The organism is Rhodanobacter sp. Root627, from assembly GCF_001427835.1.
GTDB classification, from domain to species: Bacteria; Pseudomonadota; Gammaproteobacteria; order Xanthomonadales; family Rhodanobacteraceae; genus Rhodanobacter; species Rhodanobacter ginsenosidimutans.
Window position 1 is genome coordinate 832,069 of sequence record NZ_LMGW01000002.1, and the last position, 22,856, is coordinate 854,924.

The 22,856-nt window shown below is 65.7% G+C and carries 24 protein-coding genes; 14 read left to right on the forward strand and 10 right to left on the reverse strand.

All coding sequences use genetic code 11. The features are described 5' to 3' along the window. Positions 1-98: 98 nt before the first annotated feature. Complete coding sequence (locus ASD68_RS10960) at positions 99-2,915, reverse strand: TonB-dependent receptor (protein ID WP_056606638.1); 2,817 nt, start codon at positions 2,913-2,915, stop codon at positions 99-101. 282 nt (positions 2,916-3,197) lie between these two features. Here ASD68_RS10960 and ASD68_RS10965 point away from each other — a divergent pair, with 282 nt between their 5' ends. Continuing rightward, the gene (locus tag ASD68_RS10965) at positions 3,198-4,217 is read left to right on the forward strand and encodes a sugar kinase (protein WP_056606641.1); all 1,020 of its coding nucleotides are present in this window, start codon (positions 3,198-3,200) and stop codon (positions 4,215-4,217) included. A gap of 112 nt (positions 4,218-4,329) precedes the next feature. Here the strand turns inward: ASD68_RS10965 and ASD68_RS10970 are convergent, their stop codons facing one another. Continuing rightward, complete coding sequence (locus tag ASD68_RS10970; RefSeq protein ID WP_082546042.1) at positions 4,330-4,821, reverse strand: N-acetyltransferase; 492 nt, start codon at positions 4,819-4,821, stop codon at positions 4,330-4,332. Between the two features lie 399 nt (positions 4,822-5,220). Between ASD68_RS10970 and ASD68_RS10975 the strand changes: the two genes are divergently transcribed. Then, entirely contained in the window at positions 5,221-6,705 is a 1,485-nt protein-coding gene (locus ASD68_RS10975; protein WP_056606644.1) for a RimK family protein, read from the forward strand. 26 nt (positions 6,706-6,731) lie between these two features. On the opposite strand, the gene ASD68_RS10980 is transcribed toward ASD68_RS10975, so the two are convergent. After that, the gene (locus tag ASD68_RS10980; protein WP_056606647.1) at positions 6,732-6,980 is read right to left on the reverse strand and encodes a hypothetical protein; all 249 of its coding nucleotides are present in this window, start codon (positions 6,978-6,980) and stop codon (positions 6,732-6,734) included. A gap of 244 nt (positions 6,981-7,224) precedes the next feature. Here ASD68_RS10980 and aroE point away from each other — a divergent pair, with 244 nt between their 5' ends. The 3 genes from aroE (at position 7,225) to ASD68_RS10995 (ending at position 8,963) form a co-directional block, all read left to right on the forward strand. Continuing rightward, positions 7,225-8,055 carry a shikimate dehydrogenase gene (gene aroE, locus ASD68_RS10985; protein ID WP_056606650.1) on the forward strand — a complete coding sequence of 277 codons (831 nt, stop codon included), beginning with the start codon at positions 7,225-7,227 and terminating at the stop codon, positions 8,053-8,055. Continuing rightward, complete coding sequence (locus ASD68_RS10990; RefSeq protein WP_056606653.1) at positions 8,055-8,318, forward strand: YkgJ family cysteine cluster protein; 264 nt, start codon at positions 8,055-8,057, stop codon at positions 8,316-8,318. The genes aroE and ASD68_RS10990 overlap by 1 nt, the downstream gene beginning before the upstream one ends. Positions 8,319-8,426: 108 nt before the next feature. After that, positions 8,427-8,963 carry a hypothetical protein gene (locus ASD68_RS10995; RefSeq protein WP_056606656.1) on the forward strand — a complete coding sequence of 179 codons (537 nt, stop codon included), beginning with the start codon at positions 8,427-8,429 and terminating at the stop codon, positions 8,961-8,963. 32 nt (positions 8,964-8,995) lie between these two features. On the opposite strand, the gene ASD68_RS11000 is transcribed toward ASD68_RS10995, so the two are convergent. Further along, positions 8,996-9,529 carry a gamma carbonic anhydrase family protein gene (locus ASD68_RS11000; RefSeq protein ID WP_056606659.1) on the reverse strand — a complete coding sequence of 178 codons (534 nt, stop codon included), beginning with the start codon at positions 9,527-9,529 and terminating at the stop codon, positions 8,996-8,998. 102 nt (positions 9,530-9,631) lie between these two features. On the opposite strand from ASD68_RS11000, the gene ASD68_RS11005 reads away from it, so the two are divergent. Beyond that, positions 9,632-11,689, forward strand: coding sequence for a M3 family metallopeptidase (locus ASD68_RS11005; RefSeq protein ID WP_056606661.1), 2,058 nt, complete (start codon positions 9,632-9,634; stop codon positions 11,687-11,689). A 49-nt stretch (positions 11,690-11,738) separates the two neighbouring features. On the opposite strand, the gene ASD68_RS11010 is transcribed toward ASD68_RS11005, so the two are convergent. Beyond that, positions 11,739-12,362, reverse strand: a complete 624-nt coding sequence (locus tag ASD68_RS11010; RefSeq protein WP_056606664.1) for an NAD(P)-dependent oxidoreductase — start codon at positions 12,360-12,362, stop codon at positions 11,739-11,741. A 101-nt stretch (positions 12,363-12,463) separates the two neighbouring features. On the opposite strand from ASD68_RS11010, the gene ASD68_RS11015 reads away from it, so the two are divergent. Then, entirely contained in the window at positions 12,464-12,835 is a 372-nt protein-coding gene (locus tag ASD68_RS11015) for a helix-turn-helix domain-containing protein (RefSeq protein ID WP_056082912.1), read from the forward strand. Between the two features lie 76 nt (positions 12,836-12,911). Here the strand turns inward: ASD68_RS11015 and ASD68_RS11020 are convergent, their stop codons facing one another. Continuing rightward, positions 12,912-13,121 carry a cold-shock protein gene (locus tag ASD68_RS11020; protein ID WP_007809889.1) on the reverse strand — a complete coding sequence of 70 codons (210 nt, stop codon included), beginning with the start codon at positions 13,119-13,121 and terminating at the stop codon, positions 12,912-12,914. A 259-nt stretch (positions 13,122-13,380) separates the two neighbouring features. On the opposite strand from ASD68_RS11020, the gene xth reads away from it, so the two are divergent. The 3 genes from xth (at position 13,381) to ASD68_RS11035 (ending at position 15,950) form a co-directional block, all read left to right on the forward strand. Further along, complete coding sequence (xth, locus tag ASD68_RS11025; protein ID WP_056082914.1) at positions 13,381-14,160, forward strand: exodeoxyribonuclease III; 780 nt, start codon at positions 13,381-13,383, stop codon at positions 14,158-14,160. A gap of 109 nt (positions 14,161-14,269) precedes the next feature. Next, entirely contained in the window at positions 14,270-14,947 is a 678-nt protein-coding gene (locus ASD68_RS11030; protein ID WP_056082916.1) for a YecA family protein, read from the forward strand. Positions 14,948-15,116: 169 nt separating this feature from the next. Beyond that, positions 15,117-15,950 (forward strand): pirin family protein, encoded by an 834-nt coding sequence (locus ASD68_RS11035; RefSeq protein ID WP_056606667.1) that lies wholly within the window; start codon positions 15,117-15,119, stop codon positions 15,948-15,950. A 55-nt stretch (positions 15,951-16,005) separates the two neighbouring features. Here ASD68_RS11035 and ASD68_RS11040 read toward each other — a convergent pair whose 3' ends face one another. Further along, positions 16,006-16,566 (reverse strand): gluconokinase, encoded by a 561-nt coding sequence (locus ASD68_RS11040; RefSeq protein ID WP_235578718.1) that lies wholly within the window; start codon positions 16,564-16,566, stop codon positions 16,006-16,008. 392 nt (positions 16,567-16,958) lie between these two features. Between ASD68_RS11040 and ASD68_RS11045 the strand changes: the two genes are divergently transcribed. The 4 genes from ASD68_RS11045 to ASD68_RS11060 all read left to right on the forward strand — a co-directional run bounded on the left by ASD68_RS11045 (position 16,959) and on the right by ASD68_RS11060 (position 20,032). Beyond that, positions 16,959-17,426, forward strand: coding sequence for an SPFH domain-containing protein (locus ASD68_RS11045; RefSeq protein ID WP_056606672.1), 468 nt, complete (start codon positions 16,959-16,961; stop codon positions 17,424-17,426). A 177-nt stretch (positions 17,427-17,603) separates the two neighbouring features. After that, positions 17,604-18,242, forward strand: a complete 639-nt coding sequence (rsmG, locus tag ASD68_RS11050) for a 16S rRNA (guanine(527)-N(7))-methyltransferase RsmG (RefSeq protein WP_056606675.1) — start codon at positions 17,604-17,606, stop codon at positions 18,240-18,242. Between the two features lie 63 nt (positions 18,243-18,305). Beyond that, the gene (locus ASD68_RS11055) at positions 18,306-19,160 is read left to right on the forward strand and encodes a ParA family protein (protein WP_056082938.1); all 855 of its coding nucleotides are present in this window, start codon (positions 18,306-18,308) and stop codon (positions 19,158-19,160) included. Positions 19,161-19,162: 2 nt separating this feature from the next. Next, positions 19,163-20,032: a ParB/RepB/Spo0J family partition protein gene (locus ASD68_RS11060; RefSeq protein WP_056606677.1), complete on the forward strand. Its 870-nt coding sequence runs from the start codon at positions 19,163-19,165 to the stop codon at positions 20,030-20,032. Between the two features lie 120 nt (positions 20,033-20,152). On the opposite strand, the gene ASD68_RS11065 is transcribed toward ASD68_RS11060, so the two are convergent. The 3 genes from ASD68_RS11065 to atpD all read right to left on the reverse strand — a co-directional run bounded on the left by ASD68_RS11065 (position 20,153) and on the right by atpD (position 22,768). Continuing rightward, complete coding sequence (locus tag ASD68_RS11065; RefSeq protein ID WP_235578719.1) at positions 20,153-20,686, reverse strand: hypothetical protein; 534 nt, start codon at positions 20,684-20,686, stop codon at positions 20,153-20,155. A 95-nt stretch (positions 20,687-20,781) separates the two neighbouring features. Next, on the reverse strand, positions 20,782-21,207 hold the full coding sequence (locus ASD68_RS11070; protein WP_056082948.1) for a F0F1 ATP synthase subunit epsilon: 426 nt from the start codon (positions 21,205-21,207) through the stop codon (positions 20,782-20,784). Between the two features lie 127 nt (positions 21,208-21,334). Next, positions 21,335-22,768, reverse strand: a complete 1,434-nt coding sequence (gene atpD / locus ASD68_RS11075) for a F0F1 ATP synthase subunit beta (protein WP_056606683.1) — start codon at positions 22,766-22,768, stop codon at positions 21,335-21,337. Positions 22,769-22,856: the final 88 nt, after the last annotated feature.

Here is a 22,856-nt window from a genome sequence, read left to right on the forward strand (position 1 = left end):
GTCTCGCACACGGTGGAAAGTGAGCGACACCCGCGGCGGGCGCAGGTGTCGCTCCTTGCGACAACGTCCCGGCCTTGCGACCGGGACGTCAGACGGCGTCAGAGCTTGTAACGGAAGCCCACAAGATACACGCGACCCGTTTCGCTGTAGTCCAGCGGCAGTTGGGAGCTGGCGCCGATCCAGGTCTGCGAGGGTTCGTTGGTGAGGTTGGTGCCCTCCAGGCTCAATTCCATCTTGTCGTTGAGCTTGTAGCGCAGCGAGGCGTCCACGAAGGTGTTGCCGCTCTGGCCATGCACATCGTCGGTGAAGCCCTGCTCCCTACCCGGCACGTCGATCAGGTAGTCGTCGCGGTTGGTGGCCGAGACGCGGCCGGAGAAACGGTCACCCTCGTAGAACAGGGTGGCGCTCCAGGAATGCCGCGACAGGCCGGTCAGGTCCGTCTTCAGCGAATTGTCGCCCTTGCTGGTCATGTACTGGATCTTCGAATCGACGAAGGTGTAGTTCAGCTGTGCACCCAAATTGCTGAACTTGCCGGGCAGGAAGGTGAACGTCTGCACGTAGTTCGCCTCCGCACCCTTGAGCGCGCCTCCGGGCGTGTTGATCGGCACCGAGAACGAGAAGTCGTCGTCGGGGCTGGCGCCCAGGTCGGTGGCCACGTTGTCAGGCAGGCCGCTGGTGTTGAACGGGCGGATCTCGTTGGTGTTCTGCGCGAAGCTGTCGATGTCCTTGTAGAACAGCCCGACGCTGAGCAGCGACGATTCCTGGAAGTACCACTCCGCCGCGAAGTCGTAGGTCTTGGCGCGGATCGGGTCCAGGTTCGGGTTGCCGCCCTTGACCGTGCGCGCACCGCCACTGACGCTGACCGTGACGCCGGGGGTGAGGCTGCCCAGGCCCGGGCGCGCCATCACCTTGGCGGCGCCGAAGCGCAGCAGGAAGTCCGGCGTCAGCTCGGCCACCAGGTTCAACGACGGCAGCGTGTCGTTGTAGTCGCGCTTGGCCTCGACCGGGGTGTTTTCGCCATTGATGACGGCGATGCCGTGCGAGCTCTGGCTGGTCTTGACGTAACGCACGCCGAGGTTGCCCGACACCGGGATCGCGCCGACGTTGAAGCTGAATTCACCCATCAGCCAACCGCCGCGATCCTTCTCGGTAACGCTGCGCTCGCTGGCCGCGTACGGGCTCAGCGCGAAGGTGTCCTGGCCGTTGAAGATGTTGAAATGGTCGGCGATGCCGCCGAAGTCCGGCACTACCCAGGTACCCGGCGAGCCGGATACGCCTTTCAGGCTGACCTGGTCGACCAGGTTGGTCGGAACCACCGTGGTGCCATCGGCAAAGTCGGGCACGATGGCCTCGTTGGCGGTGCGGCGCGCCTCCGTCGACGCGAACTTGTAGTTCTTGGCCAGCACGCCACCACGCAGCGAGAAGCCGTCCGACAGGCGCCAGTTGAAATTGAGCTCGCCGGTGTGGAAGTCGTTGTCCACGGTGGACTGACGCATGCGGATGGTGGAGAGATTCCAGCCGGTCGGGTCGGTCGGGCTGATGCCGTAGTCGATCACCGGCGCCCACTTGTTGCCGCGGTAGTCGTAGCTGTAACCGTCGACGTCGCGCTTGTCCATCATGATCGTCGTCTGCACCGGGTTGTCGTGATTGGACGACGACGTGCCGACCTTGCCGTCAATCATGAAATCATCGGTGAAGCTGTGTTTGCCGGTGAGCGAGAGCTGCTTGAACACCGTGGACCATTCGTCGTGGCGGTTTTCCGAACGCACGTCCACGTTGTCGAAATTGCCGTACAACAGACCGCCGGTGGCGGGGTCGACGTAGCCGTCGTTGACCAGGGTCTCGGGCTTGCCGGTGAAGGAGGTGCCATCGGGCAGCTTGGTCACGTTGCGGCTGAACGAGATGGCTTCGATGTAATGCTCGTCGCGCTCGGCGTCGATCTTGGAATACATCGCATCCAGGGTGAACAAGGTGTCGGCGCTGGGCTTCCACTGCAATGAGCCGGTGACGCCCAGGCGCTTCTGGTCGTGCAGCATCTGCGTGTAACGGGGGAAGCGCGGCGTGTAGACGTCCTCGCCCAACGCCTCCGTGAACGACGAATCGGGGTTGAAGCCACCATTGCTGGGCCCGTTGGCCCAGCGGCCGGTGCCGCTGCCCTCCTCCAGCGTCTGCTTTTCAGAGTAGGCCACCGAAAGCAGGGCGCCGAAGGTGCCATCGGCCCAGGTGTTGGCGATCAGCGCCGACACGCGCGGATCGGTCTTCCCGGACATGTCGCTGTAGCTGGCCTGGGTATTGGCCGCCAGCGTGAAACCCTCATAGTCGAACGGATGCGCGGTGTTCAGATCGACCGTGGCACCAAGCGAGCCTTCTTCCACGTCGGCCGAAGCGGTCTTGTGCACGATCATGCTGGAGAACAGGTCGGCGGCGAACACATTGAAATCGAAACCGCGGCTGCGATTGGTGCCGCCGGTCTGGTCGCTGCTGCCGACGGTGGTCAGCGCCTCCATGCCGTTGATGCGCACGCGGGTGAAGTCCGGCCCCAACCCGCGCACCGTGATGTTGCGGCCCTCGCCGGCGTCGCGGGTGATGACCACGCCAGGGATGCGCTGCAGCGACTCGGCCAGGTTCAGATCCGGAAACTTGCCCACGTCCTCGGCCATGATCGCGTCGACCATGCCCAGCTCACCGCGCTTCACATCCAGCGCCTTCTGGACGCTGGCGCGATAGCCGGTGACGGTCACCGAGGTGAGCGAGGTCACGTCCTTGTCGGCAGCGGCGGCGCTCGGCGCCACGCTGCTGTCCTGGCTGGACGTGTTGGTGTCCTGGGCCATGACGGCGCCCGTTTGCAAGGCCAGACCGATCGCCAGCGCAAGCGCGGTAACCGGTGTCTTTTTCTGGCTGTTGAGTAGATGCATGTTGTTCCCCTCCCGAAGGTTTGCCCGTTATCTGGTCACGCGACCTGGTCACGCGACATGTGAACAGCAAATGACACCGCTAGTCATACGGAAACGTAACAGCTACCTCCGGGCATCGCATCTTGCACTGCAACAGAGTGATGAAATCCATAATAAACCCATCAAAAATAGCATGTTATGTGTCAACGCAATGGTAGCGGTAACACCGCAACCACACACATGACACCGGTACCCATCCATCTGTGCCAACATTCTCCATCGTCGTTCGAACGGGAAACCTCCATGAGCTCAAGTGTGCTTTGTTTTGGCGAACTGTTGCTGCGTCTTGGCGCACCCGGCCAACAGCAGTTGCTGCAGACGCCCTCCCTCGACGTGCATGTCGGCGGCGCGGAAGCCAACGTGGGCGTGGCACTGGCGTGCTTCGGTCAGGACGTGGCGATGGCCGGCGTGGTGGCCGACAACGCGCTGGGCAGCGCCGCGCTGGGCGAGCTGCGCCGGCACGGCGTGGACACCCGCCACGTACGACGCAGCGCCGGGCGTATGGGCCTCTACTTCATGACCGCCGGCGCCGGCCTGCGCCCGGGCGAAGTGGTGTACGACCGCGCCGAGTCGGCTTTTGCCACGGCGCCGGCCGACGGCTACGACTGGCCGACGTTGTTGCGGGGTGCGCAATGGCTGCATCTTTCCGGTATCAGCCCGGCACTGGGCTCGCAGGCGGCGCAGGCGACTCTTGCCGCCGCACGGGCCGCCGGCGACATGGGTATCAAGGTGTCATTCGACGGCAATTTCCGCCCCCGCCTGTGGGAGCGCTGGGGTGGCGACGCGCAGGCGATCCTGCGCGACCTGTTCGCCTGCGCGCACATCGTGTTTGCCGACCATCGAGACATCGGCGTGGTGCTGGGCGGCGAGTTCGCCCAGGGCGACGCGCAGGCTCGCGTGGACGCGGCCGCAGCCATGGCGTTCGCGGCCTTCCCGCAACTGCAGTACATGGCCTGCACCCAGCGCACGGCATACAACGCCAGCCACCATGCGCTGGGCGCGATGCTGCTGGGTCGTGACGGCACCCGCGCGCTGGCACCGGTGCGGGAACTGGATGGCATCGTCGACCGCATCGGCGGCGGCGACGCCTTCGCCGCCGGCGTGTTGCATGGTCTGATGGAAGGCTTCGACGGCGCCACCACCATCCGCTTCGGCCTCGCCGCCGGCTGTCTGAAACACTCCATCCCCGGCGATTTCTGCCCGGTCGGCGTGGCCGATGTCATGGCCTTGATGGACGGGAAAACGTTCGACGTTCGTCGTTGATGATGCGCCTCTCCTCTGTGGGAGCGACTTCAGTCGCGATGCTCTTGCTCTGGAGCCCCAAGGAAGGAGCATCGCGACTGAAGTCGCTCCTACAAAAAGCCGCTTTGTCCGCTCAGCTGGTTTCCGCAGCCAGGTTTCCCAGCACCCGCTCGTAGCGCCAGCCTTCGGCGCCGTCTTCGTAGTAGCCAGGCAGCTGGTCGATGCGGCGATAACCCTGCCGCTCGTAGAGGCCGATGGCGGCAACGTTGTCGGCGCGCACCTCCAATCGCAGGACGCGGCAACCACGATCGCGGGCGGCCTTCGTGGTCGCCGCCATCAGCGCCGAGGCCACACCCTTGCCGCGTGCCTCGGCGGCCGTGGCCAGCGAGTACAGACGCGCCACCACGCTCCCTTTGCGGAAGAACACCACGGCGGCTCCGGCCAGGAATGGGCCGGCACCATCGACCACCAACACCAGTGCAGAGTCGCTGGCCAGATGCCGCCGGTATTGCGCGCGGCTGAGCTGGTCGCTGTCGAAGGTGTGCTGCTCCAAGGCGACCAGGGCGTCGAGATCGGAGGGGGCGGCGCGGCGGACTTCGATGCAGGAGGGAAGTGTGTGTTGCACGTTTGGAGTGCGGTGGTGGAGAGAGTTGCAGTTTAGGGGGAAAGCAACAGCGGCCCCCTTCCGCCCTTCGGGCACCTTCCCTCGTTGCACGGGGGAAGGAAACTGGCTGTGCCGAGGAGTCCGGTTGCTTCCTTCCCCCGCTTGCGGGGACAAGGTGGCAGGATTGCCATCTTGAGCAGCGAAGCTGCCCGCAGGGCGGATGCCATGGATGGCATCCGTTCAAGGTGCCCGAAGGGCGGAAGGGGGCGCTCTTGAAAAACACCCCACCAACCCATTTACCAACCCTTCAGCGCTCACCCTTGTACCCCGCCAACGCTGTGCCAAACTGCGCGCTTTGCGCCAGCCGGCCGCCCTTCATCGGGCACGCCGCCGAAAGTCGAACATCGCCCGAGTGGTGTCATGGCCCGTTTGGTCATCGTTGTGGAAAAGGCCTCCGACTGGGGCTCGTACTACCCGTCCGTCGACGTCATGAGCGCGATGGACTACCTGCGCCAACCGGTGGCCGCCGACGACGAGCGCACCCACGTCATCAATCTTTGCCGCAGCTACAAATACCTGGGCACGGGCTACTACGTGTCGCTGCTGGCCGAGGCGCGCGGGCACAAGGTGATGCCGTCGGTGCGCACGGTGAACGACCTGCGTCGGCGCTCGCTGTACGGGCTGGACATCGTCGACCTGAACCACAAGCTCACCCACTTCCTGCCTGCCGGCGGCCGCGACACCACCGACTTTGGCATCCTGGTCTACTTCGGCGAAACCGCGTATCCGGCGCTGCAGGATCTGGCGCGGCAGCTGTTCGAGATGTTCCCCTGCCCGTTGCTGCGGATCGAGTTCGAGCGCGATCGCGTGTGGCAGGTCAGTTCGATCAAGCCGGTGGGCCTGCATACGCTGGACGACGCGCAGGAGGACGCCTTCGCGCAGGAGCTGGACCGCTTCTCAAGGAAGCTGTGGCGCAAGCCGCGGGCGCGCAAGCTGTACCGCTACGACATCGCGATGCTGGTGGACCCGAACGAGGCGATGCCGCCGTCGAACAAGCGCGCGCTGAAATCGTTCATCGCCGCCGGCCGCGAGCTGGGCATCGAAGTCGACCCGATCGACAAGAACGACTACCAGCGCCTGGCCGAATACGACGGCCTGTTCATCCGCGAAACCACCGCCTCGGACAACCACACCTACCGCTTTTCCCACCGTGCGGAGAAGGAAGGCATGGTGGTGATCGACGACCCCACCTCGATCCTCCGCTGCACCAACAAGATCTTCCTCAACGACCTGATGGTGTCGCGCAAGCTTGCCGTCCCCCGTACGGAAATCCTCTACCGCGACGACGCCAAGGGCACGCACGAGGTGGTGGAGCGGCTGGGTTTTCCGCTGGTGCTGAAGATTCCCGACGGCTCGTTCTCGCGCGGCGTGGTGAAGGTGGAAAACGAACAGGCGCTGGCCGAGGCGGCGGGCCGGCTGTTCCAGCACAGCGCGCTGGTGCTGGCGCAGGAATACGTCTACACCGAGTTCGACTGGCGCATCGGCGTGCTCAACCGCGAGCCGTTGTATGCCTGCAAATACTTCATGTCACGCGGCCACTGGCAGATCTACAACCACGGCGCCAAGGGCACGGCCAAAAGCGGCGGCTTCGAGACGATCGCGGTGGCCGACGCGCCGCCGGAGGTGGTCAAGCTGGCCCTGAAAGCCACCCATCCGATCGGCAACGGCCTTTACGGCGTCGACCTGAAACAGGTCGGCAACAAGCCGGTGGTGATCGAGGTGAACGACAACCCCTCGATCGACGCCGGCGTGGAAGACGCGCACCTGGGCGATGAGCTCTACCTGCGGATCATGCGCGAATTCCTGCGCCGGATGGAGCACAAGCGCCAGGGCAGCAGCCGCTGATTGGCGCCCGATTCAATCCCACACTTTCAATGCCACACGGCGCCGTGGGTGACGCGTCGGCGCCGGCGCGCCAACAACGACAGCAGCGCCGGCTCCAATCCCAGCAGCGCGACAATGGGCGCGCCGATCAGCCAGAACAACGGCGTCCAGCCCAGCAGTTCGGTGTGCGCTGGCACCAGCGTGGTCAACAGTAAAACGGCGCCGGCGACGAGCCAGAGAACCGCGATGACGAACAACCGTGGATGATGCGGGTAAGGCAACGGTGAAGTGCGCATGGCGCGGTCCGATCAGTGATGGAGGCTGCAGCCTGCAGCGCGTCCATCTCATGGATTGCGACCCGTCTGCTTTCACCAATTGCGTGTGGCATGGCCCCGAGATGGCGGAGCGTTCGCCATAGTGTAGGAGCGCACCCTATGCGCGATGCTTTTCGTGACGTGGCCAAGAGCAATCGCGCACAGGGTGCGCTCCTACAAAAGTGGCAACTTGTAGAATGGTTGCAGTCACCATCAGGGAATCCGCATGCCAGCCGCCCAGTTCGCCGTGTTCGGCCACCCCATCAGCCACAGCCTGTCGCCGCAGATCCATCATGCCTTCGGGCAGCAGTTCGGCATCGAGCTGGAGTACCGCGCCATCGACGCCGCGCCCGAGGCGTTTGCCGAAGCCGTGCGGCGCTTTTTCCTCGACGGCGGCCGCGGCGCCAACGTCACCCTGCCGCACAAAGCCGCCGCGTTTGCACTGGCCAACCAGCGCAGCGAGTCGGCCATTCGCGTGGGCAGCGCCAACGTGCTGACCCTGCAGGGCGACGGCACGCTGGCCGCGCACAACACCGACGGCGACGGCATGGTGCGCGACATCACCGAGCGCCACAGCACCGACCTGCGCGGCCACACCGCCCTGCTGCTGGGCGCAGGTGGCGCAGCGCGCGGCGTGGCGTGGCATCTGCTGGACGCGGGCGTGGCCACGCTGACCATCGTCAACCGCTCGCCCGCGTCGGCCGACGCGCTGGCCGATGCCATCGGCGATCCTGCGCGGGCGCATACCCGCTACTGGCAGGATCTGGCCGACATCGGCAGCTTCGACCTGATCATCAACGCCACCTCCGCCGGCGTGCTCGGCACTTCCTTGCAACTGCCGTTTTCCCTCGTCGGCGCGCGGGCACTTTGCTACGACCTGTCCTACGGCGCGGCGGCCGGCAGCTTCCTGGCCTGGGCGAAAACCGCCGGTGCCCGCTATGCGTTCGACGGCCTGGGCATGCTGGTGGAAACCGCCGCCGACGCATTCGAACTGTGGCATGGCAAGCGACCGGATACCGACCCGGTCTACCACACGTTGCGCCAGCAGTTCGGCTGATGGATGCGCTGGCCTGTCGCAGCGGTTGCGGCGCCTGCTGTATCGCCCCGTCGATCAGCTCGCCCATTCCCGGCATGCCACATGGCAAACCCGCCGGCGTGCGCTGCGTGCAGCTGACCGCCGACAACCGCTGCGCGATTTTCGGCCGCGCCGACCGCCCCGCCGTATGCGCCAGCCTGCGACCGGAGCCGGCGATGTGCGGCAGTGATCGCCGCCACGCGTTGGCCTGGCTGGCGCAACTGGAAGCGGCGACAGCGGGCTGAGACACCGGCCGCCACAGGACTGAAACACATCGTCGCTACCGTGGCGCCCACCGCCGGGGTGCGCCGCAGGCGCCGGCTCTGCGAGCGGTCGCCCATGCAGCAGGTGTCATGTTTCGTTCCCTTCTGGCCACGTCGCGTCGCCACGCCCTGGTACTCATTCCGCTGGCGCTTCTGCTGGTGTCGGCCTGCGGCATCGTCTGGTACAGCCGCGTCAGCGTGGCGGCGTCGATAGCCCATATCGGCACACCCACGGCCACCGGGGCGAATGCCACCGGCGATGCCGACAGCGGGGTCACCATCCTGCTGGATCTTGCCCGCGATGCGATGCGCGACGGGCGACTGGTGGCGCCGCAAGGCAGCAATGCGTTCGAGTTCTATCTCAGCGTGCTGCAGCTCGACCCGTCGAACCTCACCGCGCAGGAGGCGTTGCGCGAAACCTTTCCGCGCGCCGCGGTGGAGATCGAAGGCACCATCAACGGCGGCGAACTGGAAGAGGCCCGCCGCGAGATCGACCTGTTGCGCGAATTCGATCACGACAACTTCACGCTGGCCCTGCTCGGCGGCAAACTTTCCGCCGCGCGCAACATCCTGACCCGGCAGCATGAGATGGAAGCCGAGCGTATCCAGGCCGCCCGCCGACGCTGAAGCCGCCACCGCGGGACACGATCACACCCACGCTACCCGGCGGACAGATAGACGTCTTTCAGCCGCACGTAGTGGTCGGCCGAATAGTGCAGCTGCTCGACCTGCGCATCGCTTAGCAGCCGTACGAAACGCGCCGGGTTGCCCAGCCACAACTCGCGCTCACCCACCACCTTGCCGGGCGGCACCAGCGCGCCGGCGCCCACGAAGCCGTACTTCTTCACCACCGCGCCATCCATCACGCTGGCGTGCATGCCGATCAGGCAGTAGTCGCCGATGGTGCAGGCGTGCACCACGGCGGCATGGCCGATGGTGACGCCCTCACCGATCAGACAGGGAAAGCCGGGGCCGTACGGGCCGGCGTGGGCGACGTGCACGATGCTGCCGTCCTGGATGCTGGTGCGCGCGCCCACGCGGATGTGGTTGACGTCGCCGCGCAGCACCGCGCCGGGCCAGATCGATACGTCGTCGCCCAGTACCACGTCGCCGATCACGCTGGCGGCGGGGTCGACGTACACACGATCACCGAGAACGGGCGCGATGCCCTTGAAGCTGCGCAGGGAATTCATCGGCCCATTCTAGCGGTGTCCGCCGATGCGGCCTTCGTCACGCCGCCACGCTTGATTTCGCCCCTCGCGGTCGCCACGCTGGGTGCCTGAAAAGGAGCGTTCATGAGCCACGACAACCCCCTGCTTGCCGACGACACCTTGCCGGCGTTCTCGCAGATTCGACCCGAACACGTGGAGCCGGCGATCGACGCGATCCTGGCCGATTACCGCGCCGGCATCGACGCCCTCGTCGCACCCGACGCGCCGCGCGATTTCGCCACCGTGATGCTGACCCAGGAGCGGCTGGAACAGCGCCTGGCGCGCGCCTGGGCGCCGGTTTCCCATCTGCATTCGGTGGCCGACAGCGAAGCCTTGCGCGAGGTGTACGGGCCGGCGGAGGAGAAACTCACCGATTACGCGATGGAGCTGGGCCAGAACCGCCCGTTGTTCGCCGCAGTGCAGGCGTTGGCCGACGCGCCGGATTTCGCCACGCTGCCGCGCCCGCAGCGCGCCTTGGTGGAACATTCATTGCGCGACTTCCGGCTTTCCGGCATCGCGCTGGAAGAGCCGGCGCGTTCGCGCTTCCGCGAGATCGGGGTGGAACTGAGCAAGCTTTCCACCGAATTTTCGAACGCGGTGCTCGACGCCAGCGAGGCATGGTACGAACAGATCACCGACGAGCGCGATCTGGCCGGCATCCCCGAATCCGGCCGCGCGGTGTTGCGCCAGTACGCGCAGGACCGGGATCTGGACGGCTACCTGGTGACGCTGAAACAACCCAGCGTGCAGGCCGTCCTGAGCTACGCCGACAACCGCGCATTGCGCGAGCGGGTGTACTGGGCCTACCAGACCCGCGCCTCCGACCAGGGCCCGAACGCGGGCAAGTTCGACAACAGCGCGCGCATCGAGAAGATCATGGCGCTGCGCCACGAAGCGGCGCAGCTGCTGGGTTTCGCCAATGCGGCGGAGGAATCGCTGGCGACCAAGATGGCCAGCTCGCCCACCGAGGTGATGGAATTCCTGCACGACCTGGCCACCCGCGCAAAACCCGTGGCCCAGCAGGAACTGGCCACGCTGCGCGCGTTCGCCCATGACGAGTTGCAGCTGGACAACCTCGAACCGTGGGACGTGGGCTACGCCTCCGAGAAACTGCGCCAGCAGCAATACGCGCTGGACGAGGAGCAGCTGAAACCCTACTTCCCGCTGCCCGCCGTCATCGACGGATTGTTCGCGCTTACCGGCAAGCTCTACGGCATCACGCTGGCGCAGCGCGACGACGTCGACGTGTGGCATTCCGACGTGCGCTATTACGACGTGCGCGACGCGGCCGGCCGCATTTTCGCCGGCGCCTACGTCGACCTGTACGCACGCAACGGCAAGCGCGGCGGCGCCTGGATGGACGTGTGCCGCGCCCGCTTCGACGATGGCGAGCACATGCAGTTGCCAGTGGCCTTCCTCACCTGCAACTTCGCCCCGCCCACCGGCGACAAACCGGCGCTGCTCACCCACGACGACGTGCTCACCCTGTTCCATGAATTCGGCCACGGCCTGCACCACCTGCTGACCGAGATCACGCTGCCGTCGATCGGCGGCATCGACGGCGTGGAGTGGGACGCGGTCGAATTGCCCAGCCAGTTCATGGAGAACTTCGGCTGGAACCGGCAGGCGCTGGACCTGTTCGCGAAGCACTACGAGACCGGCGAAAAGCTGCCGCACGAATTGTTCGAACGCATGCTGGCCGCCCGCCATTTCCACGCCGGTTTGTTCCTGGTGCGGCAGCTGGAATTCGCGCTGTTCGACTTCCTGCTGCACCTGGAATACGACCCCGCTGCCGGCGCCCGACCACTGGCCGTACTGGAGCAGGTGCGCAAAGAAGTGGCCGTCCTGCATCCGCCAGCGTGGCAGCGCTTTCCGCACGGCTTCAGCCACATCTTCGCCGGCGGTTACGCAGCCGGTTACTACAGCTACCTGTGGGCGGAGCTGTTGAGCACCGACGCGTTCGGCGAGTTCGAGGAACGCGCAGGCGAGAGCGGCGAGGTGATCGACCGGGCCACCGGCGAACGTTTCCGCAAGGAATTCCTGGCGGTCGGCGCCAGCCGCCCGGCGCTGGAAAGCTTCATCGCGTTCCGCGGCCGCAAGCCCGAACCCGAGGCGTTGCTACGCAGTCACGGGTTGGCCTGATCCAGCTTCAGCCGGCTTGCCCGAGCGCGTGGGCAAGCCGTGCAGGTGCTCAATAACCGATGGTGAAGCGGGCGCGCGAGTGCGCAGGCTTTTCCAGCTCGTCCACGAGTGCGACGGCAAAATCCTCGAAAGAAATGCTGCTGCCGCTCTCGTTCGACAGCAGCAAGTCGGTGCCGAGTCGGAACGTGCCGGTCCGCTCGCCGGGGATGAACATCGCCGACGGCGACAGGAACGTCCAGTCCAGCTGGTCCTCCGCGCGCAGCAGATCGAGGAAAACGCATCCAGCCGCCGCCTCCGGCTTGTAGGCCTCGGGGAAATTCGGCGCATCGATCAGCAGCAAGCCCAACGGGAAGTCACCCAGGGCCACCTCAAGGCTGCCCGCACCACCGACCACGAGGTAACGCGGCACGCCGGCGGCGCGCACGGTTGCGATCAACCTGGCGGCATCGGTGGTGGCAAAGGGCACGGCGCTGACGACCGCATCGTGACCAGCCAGAAGCGCCGCGAGACCCGTCGCATCGGCGACATCCCCCGCCTTTGCCTCGACTTCAGACAACACCGGCACCCGGGCCGGGTCACGCACGATGGCAGTGACCGTGTGCCCGCGTTGGACCAGCTCGGCAAGAATGCGTGATCCGGCATTGCCGGAGGCACCGATAAGCGCGACGTGCATGTTGATTTCCTTGGTGGTTTCTTTTGGTAATTAGGCTCCAGAACGTATACTGGTGTAAATAAGGAACCTGCACCTTACCTGGTTACCTCAAGGAAACCACCATGAATATCGCCAACCCGTATTCGTCCAACTGTCCCACGCGCAAGGTGCTGGATCGCGTTGCCGACAAATGGGCGGTGCTGGTGCTGGGGCTGCTGATCGAGGGCCCGATCCGCTTCAACCGGTTGCGCCGGGCGGTTGAGGGCATTTCCCAGAAGATGCTCTCGCAGACGCTCAAGAGCCTGGAACGCGATGGACTGGTCAGCCGCAAGGCCTTCGCAACCGTGCCGGTCACGGTCGAGTACGCGATCACGCCCCTGGGCCAGACACTCGCCGCCACGCTGGATGCCTTGCGGGTCTGGGCCGAGACCCACATGGAGGAAGTGACCGCCAATCAGCAGCGGTACGACGCGGGCGCCAAGTCCGACGCGTGAGCGTGGCGCGGTACGACAGCCATAAAAAAAGCCCGCCGAAGCGGGCTTTTCAAAGATCGCTCAAGTCCGGCTGGACTCAGGCAACCTGGACTTCCTCAGCCTGCAGGCCTTTCTGGCCCTTGGTGACGACGAACGTGACGCGCTGGCCTTCCTGCAGGGACTTGAAGCCCGTGCCCTGGATCGCGCGGAAATGCACGAACAGGTCGTCACCGCTTTCCGGGGTGATGAAGCCAAAACCTTTGGCGTCGTTGAACCACTTGACTGTACCGCTCTGACGATCCGACATGTAACATTACCTTTGAAGCATTGATGGTTTGCGGCTTGGAGCGAAATGCACTTGACCGCAATAGAAGCAGGCACTCTGGGTTGCCCCAAACCCCTGCCTCGCCAGCATACACTGGAATGCAAGCTTTTGGTGAATATAGTTTCCCGTGGGTTTTGCGCCTCGTCGGCACCACTGGAACACTCCGCCCGACAAGCCTGCCAAACCGCCTGACGGCGCCGTTTCCTCCGGTTTCCATCCGTTCATCGCCTACAATGGCTGAATGAAAATTGCCTCGTGGAACGTCAATTCACTGAAGGTGCGGCTGCCGCACCTGACCCAGTGGCTGGCCGATGCGCAGCCCGATGTGGTGGCGCTGCAGGAAACCAAGCTGGAAGACGCGAAGTTTCCCGTCGACGAGCTGGCGGCTGCCGGATATCAGGCGGTGTTTTCCGGCCAGAAAACCTATAACGGCGTCGCCATCCTGGCCCGCGACGAGCCGCGCGACATCGTCACCGACATCCCCGGCCTGGACGACCCGCAGCGGCGCATCCTGGCTGCCAGCGTGGGCGGGTTGCGCGTGGTGAACCTGTACGTCGTCAACGGCAAGGCAGTGGGCGACCCGAAATACGCGTACAAGCTGGACTGGCTGGCGCGGGTGCGCGACTTCCTGGCCGACGAACTGACCCGTCATCCACGACTGGTCGTGCTGGGCGATTTCAACATCTGCCCGGACGACCGCGACGTCTACGACGCGGCGGCATGGGGCGAGGACATCCTGTGCTCACCGCCGGAGCGGGCGGGCCTGAAGGCGATCACCGACCTGGGCCTGCACGACAGCTTCCGCCTGTTCGAATCCGAACCCGGCCACTACAGCTGGTGGGATTACCGCCAGGCCGCGTTCCGCCGCAATTTGGGCCTGCGCATCGACCTGATCCTGATCGGCGAAGCCCTCAAATCCGTCGCCCGCGCCGCCACCATCGACCGCGAACCACGACGCTGGGAGCGGCCCTCCGATCACACCCCGGTGATGCTCGAGCTCGATCTGGAGGCCTGCCGGTGAACGCGTCCGCCTGCCTCGTCATCCGGCGATCATCCGGCACCGACGTACACTTTCCCTGCCGCCCGTGCTGCACGCAACGGGCGCGATGCGACCACGAACAGGTTTTGAGATGACTGCCAAGAGTGAATGGCCCAGCTCGCTGGACGACAGCGAACTGGATGAACTGGACCGCTACCTGCGCGCCCACACGGGCGCGGACGACCTGCTGCTCGACGGCGTGCATGGCCTGCTCAGCGCGCTGGCGGTCGGCCCCCTGCTGGTGCTGCCGGAGGAGTGGCTGCCCGAAGTGCTGCACGAACCCTTCGCCGACGAGGCCGAGGGCAACCGCGTGCTGGCGTTGCTGGCCAAGCTCAACGACTCGATCAGCGCCGAGCTCGACGTGGATGCGTACGAGCCGATCCTGGGTGAGGTGGAACTGGAAACCGGCATGATGCTGTCCGCCGCGGGCTGGTGCGAAGGCTTCAGCCGCGGCATCGACCTGCGTGCCGGCCTGTGGGAAAGCCGCCTCAGCGAAGACCCGCAACTGATGGAACTGCTGGGGCCGGTGATGGCGCTGGCGGTCGACGAAGGCGTGCTCAGTGCCGACGCCGAGTTCGAGAAACTCAGCGACGACGAATACGACGAATGCCTGGCACAGGTGGCTGCCGTGCTGGTGGCGGTCAACCAGTACTGGCAAGCCAAGCCGGCCACCGAGGCGGAGGTGGAGACGATGGTGCTGCAGCAGCGCCCGGGCAACGACGACGACCACTCGCCGCCGCGCCAGCGCAGCGGGCACTGGGTGCATTGAAAAGGCCGGGGTGAGAGAAGATCGGTGCCGCTTCGCGCCCACTCCTCTTCGCTCACTTCCCGCTCCCGCCATTGTCGCCGCGGCGGAACGATCCGTTCCGACCATCGCGCTTGGATTGAAGCGCGAACAGGGCCATCTTGGCAGGCATGTTTTCCAGCCGGAGGATCCCATGAGCGATCGCACCATCACCCACCGCATCCGCGGCACCGATACTTCAGACGGCGCCGGCGTGAAGCTCAAACGCATCATCGGCCAGCCCGGACTGGACATGCTCGACCCGTTCCTGCTGCTGGACGAATTCCGTTCCGACAGTGCCGACGACTACATCGCCGGCTTCCCCGAGCATCCGCATCGCGGCTTCGAAACCGTCACCTACATGCTGGCTGGCCGCATGCAGCATCACGACAACCACGGCAACAGGGGTGACCTCACACCCGGCAGCGTGCAGTGGATGACGGCCGGTCGCGGCATCCTGCATTCGGAAATGCCGCAGCAGGAGAACGGCCTGATGTGGGGTTTCCAGCTCTGGGTGAACCTGCCGGCCAGCGACAAGATGACGGCCCCGCGCTACCAGGACATCGGCCCCGAGCGGATCCCGGTGGTGCACCCGGCCGAGGGCGTCGAGGTCAAGGTGATCGCCGGCGAACTGGCCGGCGCCACCGGCCCGGTCGAAGGCGTGGTCACCGCACCGATCTATCTCGACATCGCGCTGCAACCGGGCGCACAGCTGGCGCTGGACTTGCCCGCCGGCCACCACGGTTTCGCCTATGTGTTCGACGGCGAATCAGCCATCGTTGGCGGCGAACAGCTGCAGCGCAGCGAACTGGGCGTGCTGTCCGACGGCGACACGCTGCAACTGACCGGCGGCGCGCAACCCTCACGCCTGCTGGTGGTCGCCGGCAAACCGCTCAACGAGCGCGTCGCGCGCTACGGACCGTTCGTGATGAATACACCCGAGCAGATCCAGGCAGCCATCGCCGACTTCCGCGCCGGCAAGTTCTGAGGCGAACCCTGCCGGCGCCATCACCTCGCATCGAGGGATGCGCCGGCAAACCGGTTTATCGTTCGTCCGCCGGTGCACTCGCATGGGCGGACGGACGGCAGGCCCAGTCGATAATGGCGGCCAGACTTGCCTCCACGCCGTGTTCCTCGCTGACCCGCAAAGCATCCTCGTCCGCGCCCGGTTCTTCCAGCGTGGCCAGTTGGCTGTCCAGCAGCGACGGCGGCATGAAGTGGTTGCGGCTGCGCATGCGCCGGGCCAGCTCGTCGTGGGGTACGTGCAGGTAGGCGAAACGCACGCCGGCGCCGGCCTGGCGCAAGCAGTCGCGGTAGACGCGGCGCAGTGCCGAGCACGCCACGACGGCGCTTTCACCGCGTTGCAGCCGTTGCGACATCCACTCGGCGATCGCCTGCAGCCACGGCCAGCGATCCTCGTCGTTCAGCGGCGTGCCCGCGCTCATCTTTGCGACGTTCGCCGGCGGATGCACGCTGTCGCCCTCGAGGAACGCCCAGCCCAGCTTCTGCGCCAGCTCTCTGGCCATGGTGGTCTTGCCCGAACCGGATACGCCCATGACCACGACGACCGTGGCCTGATCACCCTGCTGCCTCTCGCCTGTCACGTGCTCGCTGCCTCTGTGTCGCGGGCCGTTACCTTACTTCACCTGCCGCACGCCGGCCACGGCGGGCACTTTTCTTGCTTCGAACGGGTGGCGGCAGCTCGCCACGCCCGTGGCGAGCGAAATCCGATGCGCGATTGACGTGCGGTGACACAAAAGATCGCCAAGCGTCAAGCATCGGCTAAAGATCTCCGGGCGCCGGCCGAAGCGTTAAGTAAGCGTTTCTACGAAAAACGAGCCGGATGAGGGATGAAAAGGGGCACCGTTGGCTACAAGCCTTGTTTCGGTCTGGCTCTCGGGTTAAATGTCCGTTAATATTTCACACCAGGTCCGCCTGTACCCTTAAGTTGTTGTACTGGACGAGGAAATAACAGCCAAGTGGCTGTTTTAATAAGATGAACACGCTCATTTCGGTCATGGTTCTGGGGTCCGCACTGGCACTGCTCGCCAGCGCGATCAAGCATGTGCCCACCGGACAGGTCTACAGCCTGCATCGGCTCGGGAAGCCGGCCCGGCTGCTGCAGCCGGGCGTGCACATGGTGATGCCGCTGCTGGAGCGCGTGGCGCACAAGATCAACCTCGCCGGCCAGGTGCTGCGGCTGGAAGAGTCGATGGCCGACAACACCCATGACGTCCGCGGCACCGTGTATTGGCAGGTGCTGGAACCTGAGCGCGCCGACGCGGTGATCGATCAGGTCGACCAGTTGATCCGCCGCGGGGCCATCGCCGCCATGCACGACGAGCCGCTGGCCGGGGAAGCCGCCGACCGCCAAGTAATGGGTACGCGGATGAAGCAGGCGTTGAACAGCGCCCTGCGCGAACGCGGCATGATGGTCACGCGGGTGGATCTCGACCTGGCTTGATCACATCAGGCACCCAGCGCGAACCGACCCGCCGTCCGGCGGGTTTTTGTTGGGCGACGCGCTGGCATCCGTGCCGCGTGAACGGGATACTGCCGCGGCACCGCAGCGACTCGACCGCCACCACCGTGCGCGGTCGCGATTGAAGTCGCTCCTACCACCCACGTTTCAGGAATCACCATGGCAGCGCGCGACGCCTTGCAGGCACGGCTCGAACAGGGCATCGATCAACTGGGTTTGCAACTGCCGGCCGACGCGGTTTCACGGCTGCTGGATTACCAAGCGCTGCTGGAGCGCTGGAACGCCACCTACAACCTCACCGCCGTGCGCGATCCGGCGGAAATGGTCACCCGCCACCTGCTGGATTCGCTGGCGATACTGCCCTACGTGCAAGGCGCCACCCTGGCCGACCTGGGCACCGGCCCGGGACTGCCGGGGATCGTGCTGGCGATTGCCGCGCCGGGGCGCGAGATCCTGCTGGTGGACTCCAATGGCAAGAAGGTGCGCTTCCTGCGCGAGGCGATCCGCGCGCTCAGGCTCGATGGGGTGCGCGCACTACAATCACGGGTGGAAGACGTCGAGGGCCAGTACGACTGCGTGACCGCGCGCGCCTTCGCCAGCCTCGCCGACATGCTGGGCTGGGGCGGCCAGTTGCTGGCGCCGGGCGGTATCTGGCTGGCGATGAAGGGCAAGCGCCCCGACGACGAACTGCCCGGCATCCCGCCCGGGTTCGCCGTTCGCAGCACGCATGAACTGGCCGTGCCTGGCCTGCCCGCCGAACGCCACCTGCTGGTGATCGAGCGCACATCCGCCAGGTGACGGACAGCGCGGGGCTGGGCGACGCATTACACTAGGGGTTCCCGCGCACGGTAGCTACCATCCATGGCCCGCATCATCGCTGTCGCCAACCAGAAGGGCGGCGTCGGCAAGACCACCACGGCAGTCAACCTCGCTGCGGCATTGGCCGCCGCGAAACGCAAGGTATTGCTGGTGGACCTGGACCCGCAGGGCAACGCCACGATGGCGTCGGGGATCAGCAAGCGCGACCACCGCCCCAACGGTTGCGACGTGTTGCTGGAAGAGGCCACCGTCGCCGAAGCGATCGTGGCCACCGACGCACACTACGACCTGCTGCCCGGCAACGGCGACCTCACCGCCGCCGAGCTGAAGCTGATGGATGCACTGGCGCGCGAGCACCGGCTGAAGGAACAACTGGCGAAGGTGACCGGCGACTACGACACCATCCTGATCGACTGCCCGCCCTCGCTGAACCTGCTGACCTTGAATGCGTTGACCGCCGCCAATGGCGTGCTGATTCCGGTGCAATGCGAGTATTTCGCGCTGGAAGGCCTGTCCAGCCTGCTCGAAACCATCAAGGCGGTGCGCCAACGCCTGAACCCCACGCTGGAAGTGGAAGGCCTGCTGCGCACCATGTACGACGTGCGCAACAACCTGGGCAACGAGGTTTCCGCCCAGCTCACCCAGCATTTCGGCGACAAGGTGCTGCGCTCGATCATCCCGCGCAACGTGCGCCTGGCCGAAGCGCCCAGCCACGGCCAGCCGATTCATCTGTACGACCGCAGCTCGCGTGGCGCGATCGCCTATGTCGGCCTGGCCGGCGAGATGATCCGGCGTGAACGCAATCAGGCCGCCGCCGGCGCGGCAGCCGATGCCGCCACGCATGATCACGAACACCCGGTAACGCATGACGCCGTCGCCGGCATTCACCAGGAATAAGCATGGCCGCTGCAAAAAAACGTGGGCTTGGACGCGGGCTCGACGCCCTGCTCGGCGGCGACGGCCCGGACACCCCGCCGCTGACCGAACAGGAAGGCGAGCTGCGCGTGCTGCCGATCCAGCAGATCCAGCCCGGCAAATACCAGCCGCGGCGGCACTGGAACGAAGAGGCGCTGGAGGAGTTGGCCGCGTCGATCAAGGCGCAGGGCCTGATCCAGCCGGTGGTGGTGCGGGCGCTGGGCAAGAACAGCTACGAGCTGATCGCCGGTGAGCGGCGCTGGCGTGCGGCGCAACGCGCGCAATTGGCCGAACTGCCCGCGCTGGTCAAGCGCGTACCGGAAGAATCCGTGCCCGCGATGGCACTGATCGAGAACATCCAGCGCGAGGATCTCACCCCGCTGGAAGAGGCCGACGCGCTGAAGCGGCTGATCGACGATTTCGACCTCACCCACCAGCAAGCCGCCGATGCCGTGGGCCGCTCGCGCGCCGCGGTCTCCAACCTGCTGCGGCTCACCGAACTGCCCGCCTCGATCAAGAAACTGCTGGACGAGGGCAAGCTGGAAATGGGCCACGCCCGCTGCCTGCTGACCCTGCCCGAGCGCGATGCCGAAGCGCTGGCGCTGGAAGCCTCGCGCAACGGCTGGACGGTACGCGAGCTGGAGGAGGCCGCACGCCGCGCGCAGACCGAGCCGAAGGGCAAGGCGAAGAACAGCCCGTCCCGCGACCCCAACGTCACCGACCTGGAACGCGAACTGGGCGAGCGCCTGGCCGCGCGGGTGGAACTGGCGCAAGGCCGCGGTGGCCGCGGCAAGCTGGTGATCCACTACCACAGCAACGACGAGCTCGAAGGCATCCTGAGCAAGATCCGCTGACACAAGGCGGAGCGGGGTCTTCACTACTTCCTTTGTGGGAGCGACTTCAGTCGCGATGCTCTTTCTTTGGGGCTCCAGGGCAGAAGCATCGCGACTGAAGTCGCTCCCACAGAAGCAGTTTCAGGACTTCGTCGGCGCTGTCGATACCGCCGCCTTGCCGGCGTGGCATTCGAAGTGGAATACGTAGTCGAGACTGAACGGCTTGGTCTCGCTTTCCACCACATGGCTCTCGCCTTCGGCATCAGCCGCCCAGCGGTCGATGGTCAGCGGGTTGAATTCCCATTGCAGCGCGGCGGCGCGTACGGCAGCGATGAACGCACGGCGGCCCGCATCAGCCTGCGCCTCGCCCGCCACGCGCACCTCGCTCACCGCTCCCTTGTCATCCACGATCAGCATGGCCTGCACGTCCTGCGGCGGCGGGCAGGTGCTGAGCAGGCTGGCCGGGTAGGTGGGGGTCACGCGCTTGAATGGCGTGGCGCCGCTGGACACTTCGCCCATCGCCAGCTGGTAGTGCTCCGTGCCGGGCTCGGCCACCTCATGCCAGGAGGCTTCGCCGGTGGGCGGGGGTGTCGGTAGCGGCTTGGTGGCCACGCAACCGGCCAGCCATACCAGCAGGCTGCCGAAGCTGATGCGCACCATGGTTGCCCGTTTCATCATCGGCGTCCTTCCCTGCGGCCAAAGCTGCATGGTGCCCACACGAAAACGCCGGCACAAGGCCGGCGCTTCGTGGCTTTCCGATGGACCGGAAATCAGTGCTTGAGGGTCTTGCGCAGACGCTCGAGCGCCTGCAGCTGGGCCATCGCCTCGGCCAGCTTGGTCTGCGCCTCGGCGACATCCAGCGCCTCGGTGCGATTGGCCAGGGCGGCTTCGGCCTCCTGCTTGGCGCGCAACGCGGACGCCTCGTCCAGGTCGCTGGCACGCGCGGCGGTGTCAGCCAGCACGGTGACGACCTGTGGCTGCACTTCCAGCATGCCGCCGGAAACATAGAACTGCTGCCGTTCGCCACCGGCCAGCAGCACATCGACGTGGCCGGGTTTGAGGCGGGTGATCAGCGGCGCGTGGCGCGGCGTGATGCCCAGCTCGCCCAGCTCGCCGGTGGCCACGACCATCGTCGCGTCGCCGGAGAAAATCTCGGCTTCGGCACTGACGATGTCGACGCGAATGGTTTGAGTCATTTCTTTGTCTCGCTTTGCTCGACGGGAATGGGGAATCGGGAATCGGGAATAGTCAGGAGCGGGGGCGAACCGGCGTTGTTGCCTTTACCGATTCCCGATTCTCCATTCCCGATTCCCGGAAGGCGGCTTACGCCGCCTTCTTCGCGCCCATTTCCTCGGCTTTCTTGATTGCGTCGTCGATGCCGCCGACCATGTAGAACGCCTGCTCGGGGATGTGGTCGACGTCGCCGTCGACGATCATCTTGAAGCCGCGGATGGTTTCGGCCAGCGACACGTACTTGCCCGGCGAGCCGGTGAACACTTCGGCCACGTGGAACGGCTGCGAGAAGAAGCGCTCGCATTTGCGCGCACGCGACACGGCCTGCTTGTCTTCCTCGGAGAGCTCGTCCATGCCGAGAATCGCGATGATGTCCTTCAGCTCCTTGTAGCGCTGCAGCGTGCCCTGCACGCGGCGGGCCACATCGTAGTGCTCCTGGCCGATCACCAGCGGATCGAGCTGGCGGCTGGTCGAGGCCAGCGGGTCCACCGCCGGGTAGATGCCCAGGCTGGCGATGTCGCGCGACAGCGCCACGGTCGAATCCAGATGCGCGAAGGTGGTGGCCGGCGACGGATCGGTGTAGTCATCCGCGGGCACGTACACGGCCTGGATCGACGTGATCGAGCCGGTCTTGGTCGAGGTGATGCGCTCCTGCAGCACGCCCATCTCGTCGGCCAGGGTCGGCTGGTAGCCCACCGCGGACGGCATGCGGCCCAGCAGCGCGGATACTTCGGTACCGGCCAGCGTGTAGCGGTAGATGTTGTCGACGAAGAACAGCACGTCCTTGCCCTTGCCGTTCTCGTCCTTCTCGTCACGGAAGTATTCCGCCATGGTCAGGCCGGTCAGCGCCACGCGCAGGCGGTTGCCCGGCGGCTCGTTCATCTGGCCGTAGACCATCGCCACTTTCGACTCGGGCAGGTTGTCGATTTTCACGACGCCTGCTTCCTGCATCTCGTGGTAGAAGTCGTTGCCTTCGCGGGTGCGCTCGCCCACGCCGGCGAACACCGACAGACCGGCGTGCTGGGTGGCGATGTTGTTGATCAGCTCCAGCATGTTCACGGTCTTGCCGACGCCGGCGCCGCCGAACAGGCCGACCTTGCCGCCCTTGGCGAACGGGCAGACCAGATCGATCACCTTGATGCCGGTTTCCAGCAGGTCGTTCGCGGCGGCCTGCTCGTCGTACGTCGGCGCTTCGCGGTGGATGACCCACTGATCCTCGGCCTCGATCGGACCGACTTCGTCGATCGGGTTGCCGAGCACGTCCATGATGCGGCCCAGCGTGGCCTTGCCGACCGGCACCTTGATGCCTTCGCCGGTGTTGCGCGCCTGCAGGCCGCGCTTCAGGCCTTCGGTGGAACCCAGCGCGATGGTACGCACGATGCCGTCGCCGAGCTGCTGCTGCACTTCCAGCGTGATGTCGGTGCCGTCGATTTTCAGTGCGTCGTACACCTGCGGCACCTGGTCACGCGGGAATTCCACGTCGACGACCGCGCCGATGATCTGAACAACTTTGCCCTGGCTCATGCTGATAGCTCCGGATGTAACTCTTGAGGTTCTTTACAAAGCGCCGATGATGCGTCGCTCTTACTAGGAGTGCGGCCATGGATGGCCG